Genomic DNA, 19,787 nt, shown 5'->3' on the forward strand with positions numbered 1-19,787 from the left:
AGTACGGTGCCGGTATGCGATTGCCCTGGTCACGGTCAGCACAGTCACGGTCAGCACAGTCACGGTCTGCACAGTCACGGTCAGCACCGGTGCTCAGTGAGGCCGACATCGTCGCCGTACGTGAGCAAGCACGCGAACTGGTAGTCCCAGGTTTCGCTACGTTCGACGAAATCTGCGAAGCCGCCCGAGACTGTGTCGAGGGCGGCTTCGAGAACGACGAACTCGGCAGACAGATCGACGCAGTAGTGCGTGAGGTCTGGGACCGAAGAGTCGAGGAGCAGACCCAGTGGACGGCTCCCGGAGACTTCGAGCGCCTCTCCGCAGCCTTCGCCGAACTCGAACGCAACGGCATCGTGGCCCGGATGAACTTCACCTGCTGCATGCAGTGCGGCACTACCGAAATCGACGACGAACGCACGCCGTCCGAACCCGACGAGAACGGGTATCCCTTTGCTCAGTGGGCGTACACGTTCTTCCACATGCAAGATGCGGAGCGTCTCGGCGACGAGCCGTCCGATCTCTACTTGTCCTACAGTGCGTTTCGTCCGGCCCACGATCTCGATCCCGCGCTGGTCGCCGCTGCCTTCGGCGGCGACGAAACCGCCAAGGCACATATGATTGCGCACACCGATCAGACCGTCGGGCGCCAGGTAGCCGACGCACTCCGAACTCAGGGACTGAGCGTCGATTGGAACGGTGACAACAATCAGCGTATCCGTGTCACCGACGTATGTTGGCGCAAACCGCTTCCGCAGTAGGAGATTCAGCTGGGTGGCAATACGCGGTCGAGGAACGTATTGCTGAAGACGCGGTGCGGGTCGTGTTCGTCGAGAGTGGCGAGAGCGAAGTCCCAATTCCCGTCGCCACCGGCACGAAAGGTGGCAGGCACTGTGCTGGTGAGGAATTCGTCGTCCTGGTACGCCGCCTGATCGGTGAATGCCCACCCCTTGGACCACTCCGGACGGAAGGTCGCGTAATCGCCGGAGTAGTTCGCGACCATCCACCGTTCCATTTCGCGAAGGAAGGCAGGCAATCCCGCGGTGCCGGGAATCGAGACTACGTTCATCCAGATCGCTGTGTCCCAGTCCTGACGATCCGCCCGCGGCCGCACCGCTGACAGGTCCGGCGCTCCGGCGCTGTCGACCAACACCTCGCCGTCATCGTCGACACCGCAGAGACGCACTTCGAACGGCATGTTGACGGGATACTGCCCCAGCGACGCGTAGTGCGTCATTCGTTCGTTCAGCCAACTCGTCATCTCGTGGACGACTCGGCCGATGTTGGACCGCTTGGTGATCACGGCCCCGCCCCCGGCTACGACGCGCAAGGTCGTGTGCCGGAGGTAGAACAGAACGTCTTTCGACCAACCCCAGAGATCGTCGGTGTCGGTCAGCACCAATCCTGCTGCTACAGCGCCGAACTGAGAGGCGCCGAACAGCGGCGTCGCAGCTTGGAGACCCTGTGCCACCATCCCCAACGGGGTGGTGACTTCTTCGGGAATCGCGTCGGAGAAGAAGTAGTTGTACGGCCCGCTCACCTCTCGGGACTCCGGCGGTTTGACCGGGGTCGGTGTCCAGACCTTGAGCCACGGTGTTTGCGTGAACGGGAACCAGATTGCTTCCACCCGTCCGGATTTCTCGACGAAACTCTCGTAGGTACGCCCTGGCGACCCGGGAGCAGCAAAGAGTTCTTGCCACGGAATGTCGGTGAAACTCTGGCACCGCAGCCGATAATTCTCCCCGGCTTGCAGCGTCACGGAGGTGACGAAGGTTCGACCCAGATGGGTCAGGAAGGCGGTGCTCTCGACGTCCGATCGGTGAAATGTCTTCAGTGCGTATCGATTGATGCCTTCGTCCCACGCCACCACCGTGATCTCGGTGATCAGGTTGCTCAGCGAACCATACGATTGACCAGGGGTGATCGTCTCCCCCACAGCCGGATAGGTTGCCCCGTGAGCACCGATCGCCAGCGCGCCGGCGATGGACAGCTCACCGATCGCCGGAGAGTTGGCCCAGCCGAGCCCTTCTCGCTCGAGCGCTGTCAGAATCGCTTCGATACTGGCGCCGGCGCCCGCCGTGACCGTTGCGGGCGTGCCGTGCTGCACCACAACCGAATTCAAGTTGGCCATCGTATCGACCAGCAGAACTCGATCCGAAGGCGCGCCGGGCACCACCGTCAACGGGCTCCACCCGTGCATCGTTCCCTTCGCACGCACTGTGTACCCGTTGTCGAACGCCCAGTTGGCGAGGGTGACGACGTCGTCGCTGTGACGTGCCGTGGCCGTCCACACGCTGTCGAGCATGATTTCTCGCGACCAGTTCGCGTACGCCTGCTGTGACAACGGAATGTCCGACGGAAATCCGGGCGGTGGCGCGATGGTCGATGCCGAACCCCAGGGAACTGCTCCAGCCGGCGCCCAGGAAATGCCCGCGAGAGCAGCTGCGCCGGCACTCGCTGCGAGAAATCCGCGCCGGCTCACACCGTCTTCGCTCGAGCTGTGCTCTGCCATGCGCTCTGCTTGATGCACCACTGCTCACTCCGTCAGCCGACTCGGTTCATGTCAGGGACGAACGTAGAACAAATATGATTACGATGCCAGTGGTTCCGTAATAAAAGTTTTCCGAAGCTCACTGCACCATCGGAGCGAAGACCGCGTAGATCGCTTCCGGGGCACCGTCGAACGCACTGATGATCAACCAGGCAGTCAGAACCGTCAACGCCGGCCCGATCAGGATCTTCTCGAGGTTCCCACCTGCACGGATGGACAGGAATGACGGCAGCCGTTGTTCCCACCATCGTTTGCCGCCGAGCGGAATCAGGGGCGCGAGAAACGGCACCCCTTCCTTGGTGATCGCATCGCCGAGACAGTGCGTGGCGCAGCCCAAGGCCACCGCAACACCTAGCCCCGTGGATCCAGCCTCACTCGGATACCACTGCCAGGTGAGGGCAGAGAGCACCAACGCAACGGCGGAGACCGCGAGCCAACCCTTCTCCTTGGCCAATTCACCCGCCAATCCACGGATGGCCAACCCGAGGCAGAAGAACAGGGTGATGATGATGGCTGGCTTCCCGAACTGAACAACCAGCGCCGAGACCCCGGCACCCAACCCGGCGGCGAACAGCGCGGTGTGCGTGAGCGTCCGATGCCCACCACGACGCTTGCCGTCCTTCTTGCCTTTGGTGATGCGGTAGAAGGTCACCGAAAGTGCGTCGATGCCTTTGGCCAGAGCCTTGCTGAGCGGACCGAATGATCGCGAAACCGTCGACTGACCGGTATCGAGGTCGGGAAGCAAGGCGGCTCCGGCGCACACCCCGGCAAAGGTCAAAGTTTCCGCAGTGGATGTGGGCCCTCCCCAGTCGAGAGGCAACAACTCCGCAACCACCAACCCCACAGCAGCACCGGACATCGCGTGGGTGGGGCCCATGACCATGAAACACAACACCTTTCGAAACGCGCCCCGCATCAGGCCGTACCGCACCTCTGCAAGACACCACACACATGACGCCGTCGGCGACGGCCCCGGCATGCTCGCCGAGACCGCCCCGAACGTAGCAAGTGCTACCGACAGGCTTGACCAACCTCCAGACCCAGTTGAGTACGGCCGTACCGTTCCAGGTCAAAGCGGTTCATGCGGAGCTTTTTTCGCTCGTCAGCCCGCGGCAACCGTGCATGACAGGGCAACGCCTTCCTCCAGCGGAGCGACACCGGCCATGTCGAGCACCTCTGCCGGAACACCTTCGGTGGTCGGAGCCCACTCGACGGTCGGCAACGCCGGCACCCCTTCACGCGCAACGAATGTCGCAGCTTCGCTCGGCACTTCGATAGTGACTGCGGCCGTACCGGCCTCCTCCGCGCGCACGACCTTCCCCTCGTCGATGAGCTTCTGCAGCTCCTCGTCGGAAATCGGCGCCGCGACACCACACGCTACTTCGGGAGCCACACCCAACTCGGACGGAGCGGTCGCGATCGACCGCACCGCCACCGGTGACCCGTCGGAAATCGGGTTGGAAGCCCAGGCGATTCCCGGCGCCACTGCCATACCGAGGACCGCCACGGACGCCACCACCACACCGGTCCGGCGGGCCCGCTTGCCGTTCACTTTCAATCGCGTCATCGTAGTTCTCCTTGATCGAACGTTCTCGAGTTCTCGGCGCGGTCGCATCCGAGAAACCCGAGGTTATGAAGCCAACACTGCAGATCTGTTGTCGGTTTCTTAGGAGTTGATGAGAATGCGACGGCCCTCGCTCCGAGCGAGGCCCCAGGCCTTGATCCGATGGCACCATGGCTGGGGTGAGTACACGCGAGCGCATCCTGATCGTTGACGACGACGCGAAGGTTCTGAATTCGCTCGAACGTGGACTCCGATTGTCGGGCTTCGACACGGCAACTGCCGTCGACGGACGATCGGCCTTGTCATCGGTGAACAAGCAATGCCCGGCCGCGCTCGTTCTCGACGTCAACATGCCCGGCCTCGACGGCGTCGGGGTGGTGACCGCCCTGCGCGCGATCGGCAACGAGGTTCCGATCTGCGTGCTCAGCGCCCGAAGTTCCGTGGGTGATCGCATCGCGGGGCTGGAGGCGGGCGCCGACGACTACCTCACCAAGCCCTTCGAGTTGGCCGAGCTCGTCGCCAGACTCCGCGCATTGCTTCGACGCACGACGCGAGCCACCCCGTCGGTCGACCATCCGATCACGGTGGGACCGCTGACGGTCGATCTCCGTGGCCATCGAGCGCACATCGACGGTAGACGAATCGAACTCACCAAAAGAGAATTCGACCTGTTGTCGGTACTCGCCGAGCACGCCGGTGTCGTACTCAGTCGCGCACAACTCCTGCGACTCGTCTGGGGTTACGACTTCGCTGCCGACACCAATGTCGTCGACGTCTTTGTCACCTATCTACGCAAGAAACTCGAAGTCGACGGGACTCCCCGCGTGATCCACACAGTGCGTGGGGTGGGCTTCGTCCTGAGGGCCGAACGATGAAGCGGCCGCTGTCACTTCAGACTCGCGTAGCCATCGCCTCGGGCCTGGCCGCCGGAATCGTGATTGCCGCGATCGGAATTGCGTTCGCGGTCTTTCTGCGTGTCAACGGATCCGAACAACTCGAACGCACTCTCGATTCCGTCACCCTGGGCGTCGCGGCGAGTGCGCCGAGCCCGCTATTCATCGAGACACCAACTGCAACAACAGAACCATCCGTGGTCAGCCCCGGATTCAACGCCGCGACCGTCAGCGCCTTGGCTACCACCGATGTTCGCAGTCGTGATGTTCTGGTGCCCGGCGACAGCGGCGCCGCACTGGCCGTCAGCATCCCCGAAGACCCGCTGACCCAGGCAATCCGTGAGCAGCAGTTCCAAGTGGCCGCTGCAGCAGTGGTCGCCATCCTTGCCGCGGCCGGGCTCGGTTGGTTCCTCACCGGCCGAGCCGTCCGGCCACTACAGCAATTGACCGAGACCACCAGTTCGATCGGCAACAACCTCGACGTCGACGGACTCTCGCGCCGGGCGCCGTCGGTACGTGGAACGCGAGAAGCCGAAGAACTGTCGGAGGCAATCCACAGCATGCTCAGTCGCATCGAAAGCGATCGAAGCCGCACCGAGGAGGCGTTGGAGTCGGCACGCGATTTCGCTCGCGTCTCCGCCCACGAACTGCGCACACCTCTCACGTCGATGCGTACCGATCTCGAAGTTCTCGCAACACTCGATCTCACGGAAAGCCAACGGCGCGAACTGTCCGGCGAATTGTTGGAAGCGCAGCGCCAGATCGAGCGCACCCTGACCGACCTCGAGACTCTAGCCCTGGGTGACGTGGCCGATCCCGAGGATTGTGCCGACGTCGATCTCGTCGAGGTTGCCGATCGCGCCGTCGCTGACGCCGGCCGTCTGCACCCGCAGGTCGACGTTCGTTTGAAAGCACCGGAAGAACTTTCGGTTCAGGCCTTTCCCGCGGGTATCCGTCTGGTGCTGACCAACGCCGTCACCAATTCCGTTCGGCACGGCAATGCCGACGAAGTCGAGATCACCGTCCGATCAGGGGCTGCGACGGGTTCGGCGACGGTATTCGTCGACGACAACGGCACCGTGATCGCGCCTTCGGAACGCGAAGCGATGTTCGAGAGATTCGTTCGTGGTACCGGTGCGGGCGACGACGGAAGCGGTTTGGGACTGGCCCTCGTCGCGCAGCAGGCGAGGCTGCACGGCGGTAGCGCGCGACTCGACAAGAGCCCACTCGGCGGAACTCGATTGATCTTCTCGATCAACCCAATTCGACGTGCAGAGCCTCGAGCAGCGGCTTGGCCGCCTCGTCGAAGAATCGGTCTTGGGTATCTCCACCGATCTGTACCAGTGCCACATCGGTGAATCCGGCGTCCGTGTATGCCTTGACCGCTTCGACGATCACATCGAGATCGGGACCACACGGAATGCTTTCAGCTACATCCTCTTTGCGCACGAACTGAGTCGCACCCGAGAAGCTCGCCGGCGTCGGCAGTTCGGAGTTCACGGACCACCCTCCGCCGAACCACCGGAACTGCTGATGAGCTCGTGCAATTGCCGTGTCGCGATCAGGGTCCCACGAGATCGGAATCTGACCGATGGTCCGGCCTGCGGGAGCCAATCCGTATGCTCGGCCGTGCACGTGCTTCCACAAGTGCACTAGCTCCGAATCCGGTTGCACGGCAATCAGATCGTCGGCCATCGGACCGAAACGCTCGACGGACTTGTCTCCGGACATGGCCAGCGCCAGCGGAACCGGGTTCTCGGGGAGATCCCAGATCCTGGCGGACTGGACGTCGAAGTACTCCCCCTTCCAGCTCACCAGATCTCCGGCGAGCAGTGCGCGAATGATGCTCACCGCCTCCTGCAGCATGTCCTGGCGGGTGTCGATGGACGGCCAACCCTCGCCGACCACATGCTCGTTCAGGCTCTCGCCACTTCCCAATCCCAGGGTGAAGCGTCCGTCCGCGAGGATCTGGATCGTCGCAGCTTTCTGAGCGACGACGGCGGGGTGGTACCTCACGGTCGGACAAGTCACGTACGTCATCAAACCGACTCGCTCGGTGGCGTGGGCGACTGCCCCCAACACCGACCAGGCGTAGGGCGCATGCCCCTGCTCGGTCAGCCACGGCGAGTAGTGATCACTCATCACTTCGAAGTCGAAGCCGACTTCTTCGGCCCGAACTGCATGGCGAACCAGTTCTTTCGGACCTGCCTGCTCCGTCATCAAGGTGTAGCCGAATCGTGCCATCACTGATCAACTCCCGGTATCTAGGCCTGAAACGAGTTCGGAAATCACACTGCCGTCGAGGTGGTCGAGGAGGTCGCGGGCGTCGTCGTACACGGCAGCCGCACCCGCACCTTCGAGTTCGTCGGTCGACATGCCGCCGCTGCGCACTCCCACAGCCACAACGCCCGCCCATGTCGCCGCCTTCATGTCCCAGACGGCATCCCCGACCATGACCGCATTGCCCGCGTCGACACCTGCCTTCGCGAGCGCGACCTCGATCAGGTCCGGATCAGGTTTGGCCTCGTCGACGGATTCCGAAGAGGTGGCGGCGTAGATCATTTCGTCGATGTCGAGCGTCCGGCGTAGCAACTTCAGTTCGTCGTCCGGCGCCGAGGTAGCGAGCACCACGTGCAGTCCGAGCGAGTGAACTCGGCGGATCAACTCGCGCGCTCCCGGCAGTACTCGGAGACGGTCGGCCGACTGCCGGTAGTACGTGGTGTGAAGTTCTTTGGCTCGCGGTCCGCACCCGTCGATGTCTTCGCCGAGCAAGGACTCCAGTAGTTGGTCTCCGTCCATGCCGATGCTGCGGTGTACCCGCCACGCGTCGACCGGGCGACCTACCTCGAAGAAAGCTCGCGACCACGCTTCTACGTGCAGATAGTTGGAATCGACGAGCGTTCCGTCGATGTCGAAGAGAACCGCACCTATTGCCATGGGAATTGACTGCCCAACACCTCGGTTCGCGAAACTTGTGCCCCGAGCATTCTCAGCTCGAGAAGCGGATCATGGAGAGTGCGAACAGCAGAAGTGCACGTCGAACAGGGGTGTCGTCATGGAGTCAGTCGTTGTATTCCTTCTCGCATGCTTCGTCTATTGGTTTGCGCTTCTGTAGTTGGGTAGACGGAAACGGACCGCTGCCGGGAAGTGATTTCCCTTGCAGCGGTCCGCATTCGGTAGACCTAGGCGATGCTCATGTCAGCGGGTCACTGACCTGCGCGTACACCTTCTTCGACGCGCTTGCCCAAATCTGCGTCGACGTTCTTCCAGTACTCGAAGACACGCAACAGAACTTCCTCACTGACGCCGGCAAGGGCGTGGCCGACGATGTTGCTCACCAGGCGCTCACGAGCTGCGTCGTCGAGAACTTCACGGACCAGCGTTCCGGCCTGCGTGAAGTCGCCGTCCTCGGCGTGCTCGATGTATCCGGCGCGCACTGCCTTGCCGTCGAACGCCCACAGTCCTTCGTCACCGGCAACCGACGGATCGGCATGCGGTCCGCCGTACGAGTTCGGTGCGTACACCGGCGTCGACGGGGAATTGAAGCTGTAACGCATGGCGCCCTCCTTGGAGTAGGAGTTCACCTCGTTCTTCGGGGCATTGACCGGCAGGTCGGCGTAGTTGGTGCCGATGCGGTAACGATGTGCGTCGGCGTAGGAGAAGACGCGGCCGAGAAGCATCTTGTCCGGGCTGAATCCGATGCCGGGCACCACGTTCGACGGCTCGAACGAAGCCTGCTCGATCTGCGCGAAGAAGTTCTCCGGGTTGCGGTTCAGCGTCCACTTGCCGACCTCGATCAGTGGGTAGTCCTTCTGGGACCAGACCTTGGTGAGGTCGAACGGGTTGAAGCGGTATCCTTCGGCCTCGTCGACCGGCATGATCTGAACCTTGAGTGTCCAACTCGGGAAATTACCGGCCTCGATGGCGTTGTACAGATCCGCGCGGTGGTAGTCGGGATCGCTACCGGCGAGGCTGTCTGCTTCGGCCTGCGTCAGGAACTCGATGCCCTGATCGGTCTTGAAGTGGTACTTCACCCAGAAGCGTTCACCCGCAGCGTTGACCCACTGGTAGGTGTGCGATCCGAAGCCGTCCATGTTGCGCCAGGTCTTCGGGATACCGCGGTCACCCATCAGCCAGGTCACCTGGTGAGCGGTCTCGGGACGCAGAGTCCAGAAGTCCCACTGCATGTCGTGGTCACGAAGACCGGAGCCGGGCAGTCGCTTCTGCGAACGAATGAAGTCGGGGAACTTGATGGCGTCCTTGATGAAGAACACCGGGGTGTTGTTGCCGACGAGGTCGTAGTTTCCCTCTTCGGTGTAGAACTTCATCGCGAAACCGCGCGGATCGCGCCAGGTGTCCGGGCTGCCCTGCTCACCGGCGACGGTGGAGAAGCGGACGAGTGACTCGGTCTTCTTACCCGGCTGCAGGAACGCGGCCTTGGTGTACTTGCTGACGTCGTGTGTGATGACGAGTTCACCGAAAGCGCCGCCGCCCTTGGCGTGGACGATGCGCTCCGGGACACGCTCGCGGTTGAACTGCGCGAGCTTCTCGATCAGGTAGTGGTCGTGAAGGAGCACCGGCCCCTGAATACCCGCGGTCAGCGATTCGTCATCACTTGCGACCGCGATACCGAAATTGTTGGTGGTGGGCTTGGTCATGGCGAAGCCTCCTAGCGTTGTGGGCTGGGCGTCAGAGGAGCGGGGCTGCATCCGAGTCGAACGCATGGGCTGCATGCGAGGTGGCTGACTCGGAGGTTCTGGACGCATCAATTCGATTCTGCGAGACCGCGTCCGACTCGGTGTCGGATTCGGCAGAATTCTTCAGGCAATCTTCGCAACGGCCCCAGAACACGACCTCGGCTTCGTCGATTTCGAAGCCGTGATTATCGGAAGGTTCGAGGCAGGGAGCTTGGCCGACAACACAATCGACGTCGACGACCTTGCCGCAGCCGCGACAGACGAGGTGATGGTGGTTGTCACCAGTCCTCGTCTCGAACCGTGCGGGCGAACCCGCCGGCTCGATGCGTCGCAGCAATCCTGCGTTCACGCATGCCTTCAGCACGTCGTAAACGGCCTGTGTGGATACCGATCCGAGCTGCTGCCGCACGAGTGCTGCAACAGAATCGGCGTCTGAATGCGGTTGGGCTGTAACCGCATCCAGCACGGCGAGGCGCGGAGCAGTGACCCTCAACCCGACGGCGCGCAATTGCGCTCGGGGGTCGAAGTCATGCTCTCCGTCTCGCATGTTTCCCAGTATGCCGCTTTTCTGGAATTAGTCAAGAAAAGGATTGCCTAAGTTGAATCGAGACCGGTGTCACATATCAAGGACGGGAACAAATCCGGGGAGACCGCCGTTGAACACCCTGTCGGCGTCCGAACAAGCCCCGGGCCCCACCCCTTTTGTCGCTGCGAGCGACCACCCGCCGAGAGGCGCCTGTGGGACGTCGACACCTGACTTTCACACCACACGACCAAGGCCGCCCGGTCACTGACGGGCGGCCTTGGTCGCTTTTCGCAGGTCAAACCCCCGTTACCGACGCCTGGCCGCTCCCGTAGTCATTTTTCCGCCCAGAATCACGACGCCGTGATGGGTGCCCGCAGCCAACCAGTCCGGCAGGGTCTGCCCCTCTGCCTCGACGCTCACGCGCGCGTATCGGAACGATCCCGTCAGCCTTGCCGACGCGATCGCCAGACCTCCACCGGACTCCGGCTGCGCAAATCCCAACGCCCCGGCAATCGGCAGACGCGGCCCGAGCATCCGCGTATCCGAACGCACCCGCCATCCGTCGCCGGTCGCAGTGAATTTCTGCTGCACGTCTCCGTCGAACTCGGCCAGAACCTTGGGTAGTTGCCAGTGGACTCGCCCACCGTGCACCGACGGTTCCGAATCCACCGCGATGAAAGGGACCGCCATCCGCGGCATAGGCCCGATCCGTTTCCCTGGCGCATGCAAGACCGGACTGGCGAGGATCTCGCGATACGGGCCGACCGGCGAATCGAGGTAGTCCACCATCATGGCCACCGTCATCGGAATCGTTCGACCATCCGGGCCGAGCTCCCGCGCCGCCGACGTACTGCGGTGCCACCACAGTGTCGCGCGAACGCGAGCCGGCCACGGCGGCGGATCACTCACCGGCCAGTCGACGCGGTCACTTGTCGATTCAGGCACGCTCCACATCGGACACCTTCTCAGCTCGAATGGTCAGGGGAAGCCGCAAAGCGCCTGGTGCATGCGTCGGCACCACCGGATCGGACGGCAAAGTCGGATCGATACGTACGTATGGCTCGCCGGTCTTCGGGCGGGAGTCCGCGCCACCCTTGTTCGGCCACATCGCGCACGCTCGTTCCGCCTGCGCAGTGATGGTCAGGGAAGGATTCACTCCGAGATTTGCGCTCACCACCGAACCGTCCATGACGTGCAGTCCCTCATGACCGTATGCACGCAGATACGGATCGACGACGCCACTCGACGCGCTGTCACCGATCGCGCAGCCACCCAGAAAGTGTGCCGTCATCGGGATGTTCACGATCTCGGCGATGGAACCACCCGGGTCGCCGTCGATCTTCTCGGCGACCTTGCGAATGGCTGTATGACCCTGCGGAATCCACTGAGGAGGTGGATCGCCCGGTCCCGGTCTACTGGTGAGGGAGCGCCCGAATCGTTTGGTGTTCTTGGAAAGTTCGAGGGAGTTGTCGTCGGTCTGCATCACCAGCGCGATGACGGTTCGCTCGGACCAGTTCCGTACCGACAACGATCGCAAGAACGCTCCTGGGTGCCGGGCCGCGACTGCCAGAGTCTTCAGCACCCGGGGAGTTCGCCCACCGCCGTCACTCAGGACGGTCTGCAGAAGTCCTATTGCATTGCTGCCCTTGCCGTATCGCACCGGCTCGATGTGCGTGTGATCATCCGGGTGAAAGGACGACGTGATGGCTACGCCCTGCGTGAAGTTCCGTCGACGCGACTTCGACGTTGCGGCCAGTACGGCTTCGGAATTGGTACGTACGACGGTGCCGAGAGTGTCCGACAGGCCCGGCAGGGCACCGGATTCCTTCATACCGAGCAGCAGTCTCGCCGTTCCGTACGTTCCGGCGGCAACCACCACCTGATCGGCGGTGAACCGAACTTCTCGCCGGCGGACGCCGTCCGTTCGCCTCGCGAGCAGGCGGTAACCACCGCTTGCCGCCGGCCGAAGGTCGGTGACGGTCGTGAGCGGATGAACCCTGGCGCCCGCTTGCTCGGCGAGATGGAGGTAGTTCTTGACCAGCGTGTTCTTCGCACCGACTCGGCAGCCGGTCATACATCCCCCGCATTCCGTGCAACCTGTGCGTTCGGGTCCTTTTCCGCCGAAGAACGGGTCCGGCACGGAAACTCCTGCCTCCCCGAAGAAAACACCGACGGGGGTGGACGTGAAGGTCTCCCCCACGCCCATCTCTTCGGCTACGTCCTTCATCACCGCATCGGCAGGAGTGAAGGACGGATTGGTGCGAACACCCAACATCCGTTTGGCCTGGTCGTAGTACGGCGCCAGTTCGTCGTGCCAGTCAGTGATGTGCGCCCACTGACGGTCTTCGAAGAACCGATTGGGTGGCTGATACAACGTGTTGGCGTAGTTCAACGACCCACCTCCGACGCCGGCCCCCGCCATCACGAGCACATCCGGAAGAAGATGGATGCGCTGAACCCCATAACATCCGATCCACGGCGCCCACAGGTACTTTCGAAGTCTCCAACTGGTTTCAGGCAACTCGTCGTCGGCAAACCGTCGACCGGCTTCGAGCACCCCGACGCGGTAGCCCTTCTCCGTCAGGCGAAGAGCGGCGACACTGCCACCGAATCCCGAACCGATAACCACCACGTCGTAGTGCGTCGCGGTCATGCCTCGACGCTTTCGATCTTGCGAGCGGAGTAGTTCTCCCGATCGAAATGCTCCAGCAGCGAACGGAATTTGAAAGTGAACGTCGGCCACTGCACCGAGTTGCGCCCCTCCGGATCGATGTACCAACTCGAGCATCCGCCCTTGTTCCACACCGTGTGCTGCAACTCGTGCTGAATTCCCTTGTTGTAGTGCACCTGCACCGTCTCGTTCACGTCGAGGGCATCGATCCGCTCTCGCTTCATGGTGTTCAAGGCGTCGTTGACGTACTCGGCCTGGGACTCGAGCATGTACACGATCGAACTGTGTCCGAGGTTGGTGTTCGGACCGTACATGAGGAACAGATTCGGGAACCCGCTGACCGCAGTACCCTTGTACGCGTTGGGACTACCGTTCCAATGTGCGGCCAGCGTCTCGCCACGTTTTCCGGTGATCAGATGCGCAACAGGCGGTTCCGTCGGCGTGAACCCCGTGGCGAAGATGATGGTGTCGACCTTGTGCTCGACTCCGCGTCCGTCGACCACTCCGTTTTCGGTGACCGAGACGAGCCCACTGTCGACCAGACTCACGTCCGCGCGGTCAAGGGTGCGCAACCAGTCGTTGGACAGAAGCATGCGCTTGCAACCGATCGTGAAATCGGGAGTCAGTTTCCGGCGCAACTCCGGATCTTTCACCTGTCTGCGCAGATGAAGGCGCGCGGCCGCCTCGAAGGCATGCAGCACCCACGTCGCGTGCGACATCGCGGCACCGAGTAGCTCGCGGAAGCCGTAAACCCACCCTCGAATCACCTTCTGTGTAACGGGAATCCGCGAGTACACGGCCTTCTGTGCAGCAGGCAGGGTGCGATCCATCCGCGGAATCACCCAAGCCGGAGTTCGCTGGAACACGGTGACATGGGCAGCAGGGTCGGCAATTTCGGGAACGAACTGAACCGCCGACGCTCCCGTTCCGATCACGGCTACGCGCTCACCACGCAGTTCGTGTTCGTGGTTCCACGTCGCCGAATGGAAAGTGGTCCCCGAGAATTGGTCGAGACCGGGGAAATCCGGGATCTTGGGCGTCGACAACGCTCCGGTCGCGGCGACCAGAGCTTTGGCCGTCAACGACCCTCGAGATGTCCGAATACGCCACAGCGCCGCATCCTCGTCCCACACAGCAGCTTCGAGTTCGCAGTTCAGGACTACGCGTTCCACGACGCCGGTGTCTGCGGCCACCTTCTTCAGATAGTTGTAGATCTCGGGTTGACGAGCAAAGGTATGACTCCAATCGGCGCTCGGCGCAAAAGAATACGAGTACAACGCCGTCGGCACGTCACAGGCACAGCCTGGATAGGTGTTGTCGCGCCAAGTGCCGCCGATGTCAGCTCCACGCTCGATCAACACGACGTCTGCAGCGCGGTTGTCGCGAAGCATTCTGGCGGCCAAGCCCATACCGGCAAATCCGGCACCGACGATCAGCGTTTCGACATGTTCGGGAAGCTTCACTTCTTCTCCACTCGGGATTGCCAGGCCGGCAACAGTCGCGCTCTGAGCGCGTCGTCGGCTTCGGATGTACGAAACAGGGCTGAGACGGCAAGCCCACGAACGAGTTCGATGGTGAGTTCGACCGACTCGGAATCGAACCGATCACCGAACAACTCGGCGCTGCCGAACTCGAGCGCCTCACTCACCTTGCGTTCGAGGGGCACCGTCGCCGCATGCAGAACGGGATCGGTCCGCGCCGCGACCCACAATTCGAGGGCGGCATAGAACAGCGGCCCGGAGAACGCGTCCGACAGGACCTCGAGGCCTCGACCACGATCCACTTCAGCGGTGAGGATTTCTTCCAGCCGCTTGTCGACCAGATACTCGACGGCCGCGACGACCAGCGATTCCTTGGTCGGAAAATGATGCAGTTGCGTACCCCGCGAGACGCCTGCGCGGCGGGCGATCTCTTGCGTGCTGGTCCGTGCGTAGCCCAGCTCGACCAACGATTCGACGGCGGCGTCGAGGAGGCGCCCACGCATCGCCGCTGTACGTTCGGCCTGGGTACGGCTTACTTTCGCATCGGAAGTGGTCTCGGTCACAAGATAACTGTAGAGCCGAAACGTAAAACAGTCCAGGCTGACTTCAAATCTTGACACGTAACATACCGGTCAGTCAGCTCTGCCTGATAACGTCCTCGCATCGAGCGGAGGGAAACAATCGCTATGCCAGAGCAAACAGCATTTCCACACCGCCGTGTCGGGTTGGTGGAAGACCACGAGTCGGTAGCAATCGGCGTGTCCGTGATGCTCGAGGACGAGCCGGACCTCGAATTGGTGTGCATCGCGACCACTGTGTCCGAGATGCTCGCTCAGAACGTCGCCTTGGATCTGGCAATCCTCGACCTCCGGCTGGCCGACGGTTCATCGCCCAAGAGCAATGTCGAGCAACTGCGGGCCGCCGGGCTCGAGACATTGATCTTCACCGGGGCGGAAAACCCGTACCTCGTTCGCTCGGCCGCCCGTGCCGGCGTACTGGGTGTTGTACGCAAGTCCGAACCGACTGCCGTCGTGGTTGATGCGATACGCGCCGCCGCGTCGGGAAGGCAGGTGGTGACGACAGAGTGGGCTGCCGCAATCGACGGGGATCCAGGTCTCGACGAAGTGGGTCTGAGCCCTCGACAACTCGAGGTCCTCGAACTTTACGCATCCGGAGAGAAGGCGGATCGAGTTGCGCGACTCACCGGTTTGGCGCCGCAGACGGTTAACGACTACCTCCAGCGCATCAGGCAGAAATATGCGGCTGTCGGACGACCCGCACCGACAAAAACGGATTTGTACAAACGCGCGGTCGAAGACGGGGTGTTACCAATTCCTGAACGGCCTACTTCCGGAAAAAAGCTGACTTTGACTAACAATGAGGTTCGGCAACAATAACTCTCTTAGCGCTGCCCCTGAAAATATGGGCAGAGGAATTGATGTCTGGGAAAAATTTCCCTCTTCGAATTACATTCATCTGACAAGAAGACGGCACTGTCGGGGGTCTGTCATTCCGCTACAGAGAAGTAAGGACGAAACTCATGACAGTCACTGTGGAAAACTGCATGGCACAGGATCCCGTAGGACCGCACCTTTCGGAGCGCGAAATCGAGGTTCTCAGGGAATGGCTACTGAGTGATTCGAAGTCACGCGTTGCTCAAAACCTCTACATCAGCGTGGGAACGGTGGGGACCCACCTGTCGCGGATTCGCGAGAAGTACGCCGACGTTGGAAGGAACGCACCGACGAAATGCGAATTACTCGTGCGAGCGATACAAGATCAGATAGTGACGATCGACGAACTCTGATCAGACTGCCTCACCCATCCTTGGCGAATGATTCAGCAGAGAGTCAATCAAGTACTACCGATTCCACCTTCACCGACAAGATCCTTCGTCTGTTCGGTAGATTCGTGTGCGCCGGCTACCTGTTCTACCTGCTCATCCTGATTCCGAATATCAGAGACGCAGCGGCAACCACCGCGGCCTGGTGGACACCTGTGGCCATCTTCGCGATATTCGGAACAGCCATGGTGTTGGGACTTTCGACGTTCCTGCCCCAGACAATCTGGATTCGTCGAGCTGCCGCAATTAATGCGATTGCCTATATTCTCGTTGCGTGCGCGTGGTGGCCTGCCTGGACCGGTGAACATGTCCAAGGCTTCGGGACGTGGCTCGCCAACATCCCTGGTGTCGCCGGGCTAGCAGCCGCAGCTGCATGGCAGCCTGCCTGGGCTCTGCTATACCTCGGGGTGGGAGTCACGCTCGTCCAACTGATCAATCACGCCATCCGCGAAGCACCCCTGTTCTATCTTCTGATTCCGGATCTCAGTGCTGCGCTGATGTTCTGCACAGTTTTTGTTGCAGCATCTGTTGTCGCACTTCGCACCGGGCAAACCCTTGACGCCACCATCGCGAGTACCCACGCTGCGGCCGCCGGAGCCGCGGCTGCAGCTGCAAAAGACGTCGAACGCGAACGCTTCAACGCCCTGATCCACGACACCGTGATGTCGACCTTGTTGGCTGCTGCACGAACGGACTCCGACTCCACCGTCGCCGGACAGTCACGGCGCACACTGGCCCGCCTGGACCATCTTCGTTCGGGAGTCGAGACCGCAGAGCGATTGGACCCGGATGCGGTTCTTGCTCAACTCCGTTCGGCAGCCTCGGAAGTCGATGAGAATGTCACCTTCACATCACACGTGGAGTCAAACGCCAACACTGCCGAGTTCCCGTCGGAACCGGTGAGTGCTCTCGCAGGAGCCTTGAGTGAAGCACTGCGTAACAGTAAGAAACACGCCGGGCCGGACGCACGTCGTTCGGTCGACGCAATTGTCGAAGAAACTCGAATGGAGGTGACGGTTTGTGACAACGGAATCGGTTTCGATCCTCGCACCGTACCGACGCATCGACTCGGCATCGCCGTGAGCATTCATGCCAGGGTACGCAGTATCTCCGGAGGGGCAGCAGACGTCGCGTCTTCTCCAGGAGCAGGAACCAAAGTCACTCTGTCCTGGCAACGAGCTGAGAAGGCTCCTCGATGAACTTCGATGCGGGAAACATCGCCGTAGGCAAAGACATCCGCGACCTACTCGGAATGCGTAGTAGATCCGCTCTCCTTCTCGTTGCCTGCTTCACCGTCACGTACTCGATTTCCGCCGCGTACGGGACAAGCGGAGTCAGGTCCTCGTGGCCGCTGGCAGTCGCGGTACTCGTTGGGTCAGCAGCTGCTTTCTCCATCGTCCTGACTGACGGGGACCCCATGCCCCTTCACCAGAGCATCCTGCTCAGTGCTACCGGCTTAGTCGCCTGCGGCGCGGTGTTCATGGTATTGCCGGTACCTGTGCATAATCCGGCCCAACTCTGGCCTTTCGGAATGTGTACTGTCGTCTTCACCTTCATGTGTGTGCGGGGAAGGACGGGCTACGCCTGGCTTGGCGTGATTCTTTTGATTGCCTCCTCGGTTGCCTGGGCGACTGTGACAGGTCAAGGACCGTTGTACGGCTTCGCCGAGTCCTTCGCCAACGTCGGACCAGTTCTAATGTCGACGGTCTTCGCACTTACGATTCGGCCACGAGCCAAGACGATCTTCGAACTACGCCAAGCGTCTACCGAACGCATCGCCGCAGGAGCAGCCACGTCGGCAGTCATCGAAGAAAGAGACGCCCAACTCGACAGACTCAACATACTGGCCCGGCCTCTGCTCGAGCGGATTGCTTCAGGCGTGCCAATGGATTCCACCGAGAAATTGGCATGTGAATTACTCGAAGCTCAACTACGTGACTCGCTCCGAGCGCCGGGATTTCAGAAGAATCACGTGATCGATGCTGTGCGTGCCGCTCGAAACCGCGGCGTCGAAGTAGTCTTGCTCGACGACCACGGAATGGATGGCGCGAACCCCGACGTGCGCGACCGAATCCACTCGAGCATCGTCCGGGAACTCACCGCGATCACGCGAGGAAAAGTGACCATACGGATCCTTCCACCTCGGCGTACCGCTATGGCCACGATGCTGGTCGACACTGAAGACGTTCGACGAATCGAGTTCGATCACAACGGAATGCAGCTGCTACGGCAGGGAGACCGGGAGGAACTCGGCACCTCGTCCATGTCCGTCGATCCGACTACAGACAGCGCCGTCGAACCCGAATAGCTTTCGAGGAGAGTGAGATTCACCGCGTCGATCACCAGGAGAAATGAATGATCTTCGAACTGCGTCCAGCGCATGTCGCACGTGCCCTCGCCGCACTGTGCGCCCTTCCGATTCTGTGGACCTTCGCAGTAGAGGGAATCACCACGACAACGGAATACGACTACAGCACGGGCGAAGTGTCCTCGTCGAGCGACCTGGGCTCTCAGATCGGAAGCGTCGCGATCTGGATCGTCCTCGCGATCGCATTTGCCGCCGGTGCATGGTATCTGGAGAAGCAGCGCATCGGTTGGCCGGCCGCGGCGCACGAGCAGCTGGTTAAACTGCAGCTGGCATCACCCAACCGAGAAAAGTAAAGGTCCCTACCGCTTCCGATCGCCGGCGCGGAGAAGATTACTGGGAACCGTATGGCCCACTATCTCCTCTGCAACGGCAGCGGCACGAATGCTCGCATCCAGGTCGATACCTGTCGCGATGCCCATGTCTTCGAGCATGTAGACCAGTTCCTCCGTCGCGATATTGCCACTGGCACCGGGAGCGAACGGACAACCACCGAGACCTCCGGTGGACGCGTCGAGGTTTCGAACACCGTGCTGCACAGCCGCAAACGCGCACGCAAGACCAGCGCCACGCGTGTTGTGGAAGTGCGCACCCAAGCCGAAGTCACCTACTCTTTCGCCCACAGCGTCGATCAATCGTCCGACACGTCCCGGCGTGGCAGTGCCGATGGTATCTGCGATCGAGAATTGATCAGCACCGAACTCCTTGGCCTGCTCCGCAATCCGCAGAACACGATCCGGGTCGGTTGGACCGTCGAACGGACAGTCCCAGGCTGTGGCCACGATGACCTCCACCCGTCCTCCGGCGTCGTGGACGATCCGGACGACCTCTCCGATACGTTCGGTCGCTTGCTCCGTCGTCGACCGAGTGTTGGCCTCGCTGTGGCCATTCGATGCCGACACAACATATTCGACGGTTTTCATTCCTGCCTCGACGGCCCGTTTCGCTCCACCGATTCCGGCGACCAATGCCGAGAACTCGATGCCGGGCCACTGGTGCAGTTCTGCGGCCAACAATTCCGCGTCGGCCAACGCCGGCACAGCGCGCGGTGAGACGAACGACGTCGCCTCGATACGCGAAACACCCGTCGCAGCCAGAGCGTCGACAAGACGAAGTTTCTCCGCCAGCGACACCGGGTCTTCGATCTGCAACCCGTCCCGTGGTCCGACTTCACGAATACTGACTGCTGGAATACCCAC

Annotated in this window: 20 protein-coding genes; 8 read left to right on the top strand and 12 right to left on the bottom strand. The window is 61.6% G+C overall.

Annotation, left to right across the window (positions count from 1 at the left end; translation table 11 throughout):
* Window positions 1-89: 89 nt before the first annotated feature.
* Window positions 90-758 carry a hypothetical protein gene (locus tag G4D79_RS02905; protein ID WP_063315195.1) on the top strand — a complete coding sequence of 223 codons (669 nt, stop codon included), beginning with the start codon at window positions 90-92 and terminating at the stop codon, window positions 756-758.
* A gap of 5 nt (window positions 759-763) precedes the next feature.
* Here G4D79_RS02905 and G4D79_RS02910 read toward each other — a convergent pair whose 3' ends face one another.
* The 3 genes from G4D79_RS02910 to G4D79_RS02920 form a co-directional block, all read right to left on the bottom strand.
* A complete protein-coding gene (locus G4D79_RS02910; RefSeq protein WP_180279539.1) occupies window positions 764-2,509 on the bottom strand; it encodes a cholesterol oxidase substrate-binding domain-containing protein in 1,746 nt (581 codons plus the stop codon).
* A 118-nt stretch (window positions 2,510-2,627) separates the two neighbouring features.
* The gene (locus G4D79_RS02915; protein WP_054187031.1) at window positions 2,628-3,431 is read right to left on the bottom strand and encodes a metal-dependent hydrolase; all 804 of its coding nucleotides are present in this window, start codon (window positions 3,429-3,431) and stop codon (window positions 2,628-2,630) included.
* A 219-nt stretch (window positions 3,432-3,650) separates the two neighbouring features.
* On the bottom strand, window positions 3,651-4,115 hold the full coding sequence (locus G4D79_RS02920; RefSeq protein ID WP_050656940.1) for a hypothetical protein: 465 nt from the start codon (window positions 4,113-4,115) through the stop codon (window positions 3,651-3,653).
* A gap of 167 nt (window positions 4,116-4,282) precedes the next feature.
* On the opposite strand from G4D79_RS02920, the gene G4D79_RS02925 reads away from it, so the two are divergent.
* Together G4D79_RS02925 and G4D79_RS02930 are read left to right on the top strand one after the other, a co-directional pair.
* Window positions 4,283-4,987, top strand: coding sequence for a response regulator transcription factor (locus G4D79_RS02925; protein ID WP_042922831.1), 705 nt, complete (start codon window positions 4,283-4,285; stop codon window positions 4,985-4,987).
* Window positions 4,984-6,363 (top strand): sensor histidine kinase KdpD, encoded by a 1,380-nt coding sequence (locus G4D79_RS02930; protein WP_099696749.1) that lies wholly within the window; start codon window positions 4,984-4,986, stop codon window positions 6,361-6,363. Before G4D79_RS02925 ends, G4D79_RS02930 begins: the two co-directional genes overlap by 4 nt.
* Here G4D79_RS02930 and G4D79_RS02935 read toward each other — a convergent pair.
* The 8 genes from G4D79_RS02935 to G4D79_RS02970 all read right to left on the bottom strand — a co-directional run bounded on the left by G4D79_RS02935 (window position 6,260) and on the right by G4D79_RS02970 (window position 14,883).
* Complete coding sequence (locus tag G4D79_RS02935) at window positions 6,260-7,249, bottom strand: LLM class F420-dependent oxidoreductase (RefSeq protein WP_007732341.1); 990 nt, start codon at window positions 7,247-7,249, stop codon at window positions 6,260-6,262. The genes G4D79_RS02930 and G4D79_RS02935 overlap by 104 nt on opposite strands.
* 6 nt (window positions 7,250-7,255) lie before the next feature.
* A complete protein-coding gene (locus G4D79_RS02940; protein ID WP_003943463.1) occupies window positions 7,256-7,942 on the bottom strand; it encodes an HAD family hydrolase in 687 nt (228 codons plus the stop codon).
* A gap of 269 nt (window positions 7,943-8,211) precedes the next feature.
* Window positions 8,212-9,663, bottom strand: coding sequence for a catalase (locus tag G4D79_RS02945; protein WP_003943483.1), 1,452 nt, complete (start codon window positions 9,661-9,663; stop codon window positions 8,212-8,214).
* Window positions 9,664-9,694: 31 nt separating this feature from the next.
* Entirely contained in the window at window positions 9,695-10,249 is a 555-nt protein-coding gene (locus tag G4D79_RS02950) for a Fur family transcriptional regulator (RefSeq protein WP_003943517.1), read from the bottom strand.
* Window positions 10,250-10,534: 285 nt separating this feature from the next.
* Window positions 10,535-11,182 carry a hypothetical protein gene (locus tag G4D79_RS02955; RefSeq protein ID WP_007732330.1) on the bottom strand — a complete coding sequence of 216 codons (648 nt, stop codon included), beginning with the start codon at window positions 11,180-11,182 and terminating at the stop codon, window positions 10,535-10,537.
* Complete coding sequence (locus G4D79_RS02960; RefSeq protein ID WP_099696750.1) at window positions 11,166-12,881, bottom strand: GMC oxidoreductase; 1,716 nt, start codon at window positions 12,879-12,881, stop codon at window positions 11,166-11,168. The genes G4D79_RS02955 and G4D79_RS02960 overlap by 17 nt, the downstream gene beginning before the upstream one ends.
* A complete protein-coding gene (locus tag G4D79_RS02965; protein ID WP_099696751.1) occupies window positions 12,878-14,362 on the bottom strand; it encodes an NAD(P)/FAD-dependent oxidoreductase in 1,485 nt (494 codons plus the stop codon). Before G4D79_RS02965 ends, G4D79_RS02960 begins: the two co-directional genes overlap by 4 nt.
* On the bottom strand, window positions 14,359-14,883 hold the full coding sequence (locus G4D79_RS02970; RefSeq protein ID WP_202427151.1) for a TetR/AcrR family transcriptional regulator: 525 nt from the start codon (window positions 14,881-14,883) through the stop codon (window positions 14,359-14,361). Before G4D79_RS02970 ends, G4D79_RS02965 begins: the two co-directional genes overlap by 4 nt.
* Window positions 14,884-15,066: 183 nt before the next feature.
* Between G4D79_RS02970 and G4D79_RS02975 the strand changes: the two genes are divergently transcribed.
* The 5 genes from G4D79_RS02975 (at window position 15,067) to G4D79_RS02995 (ending at window position 18,884) form a co-directional block, all read left to right on the top strand.
* Window positions 15,067-15,777 (top strand): LuxR C-terminal-related transcriptional regulator, encoded by a 711-nt coding sequence (locus G4D79_RS02975; RefSeq protein WP_007732315.1) that lies wholly within the window; start codon window positions 15,067-15,069, stop codon window positions 15,775-15,777.
* Window positions 15,778-15,944: 167 nt separating this feature from the next.
* Window positions 15,945-16,187, top strand: a complete 243-nt coding sequence (locus tag G4D79_RS02980; RefSeq protein WP_003943509.1) for a LuxR C-terminal-related transcriptional regulator — start codon at window positions 15,945-15,947, stop codon at window positions 16,185-16,187.
* A 20-nt stretch (window positions 16,188-16,207) separates the two neighbouring features.
* Window positions 16,208-17,422: a sensor histidine kinase gene (locus G4D79_RS02985; RefSeq protein WP_099696752.1), complete on the top strand. Its 1,215-nt coding sequence runs from the start codon at window positions 16,208-16,210 to the stop codon at window positions 17,420-17,422.
* Window positions 17,419-18,531, top strand: a complete 1,113-nt coding sequence (locus tag G4D79_RS02990) for a hypothetical protein (RefSeq protein WP_099696753.1) — start codon at window positions 17,419-17,421, stop codon at window positions 18,529-18,531. The genes G4D79_RS02985 and G4D79_RS02990 overlap by 4 nt, the downstream gene beginning before the upstream one ends.
* 47 nt (window positions 18,532-18,578) lie before the next feature.
* A complete protein-coding gene (locus G4D79_RS02995; RefSeq protein ID WP_099696754.1) occupies window positions 18,579-18,884 on the top strand; it encodes a hypothetical protein in 306 nt (101 codons plus the stop codon).
* A gap of 6 nt (window positions 18,885-18,890) precedes the next feature.
* Here the strand turns inward: G4D79_RS02995 and G4D79_RS03000 are convergent, their stop codons facing one another.
* Window positions 18,891-19,787: a hydroxymethylglutaryl-CoA lyase gene (locus G4D79_RS03000; protein WP_374223440.1), complete on the bottom strand. Its 897-nt coding sequence runs from the start codon at window positions 19,785-19,787 to the stop codon at window positions 18,891-18,893.

Origin of the sequence: Rhodococcus sp. WY5 (genome assembly GCF_018588185.1) — a bacterium.
Classification (GTDB): domain Bacteria; phylum Actinomycetota; class Actinomycetes; order Mycobacteriales; family Mycobacteriaceae; genus Rhodococcus_F; species Rhodococcus_F qingshengii.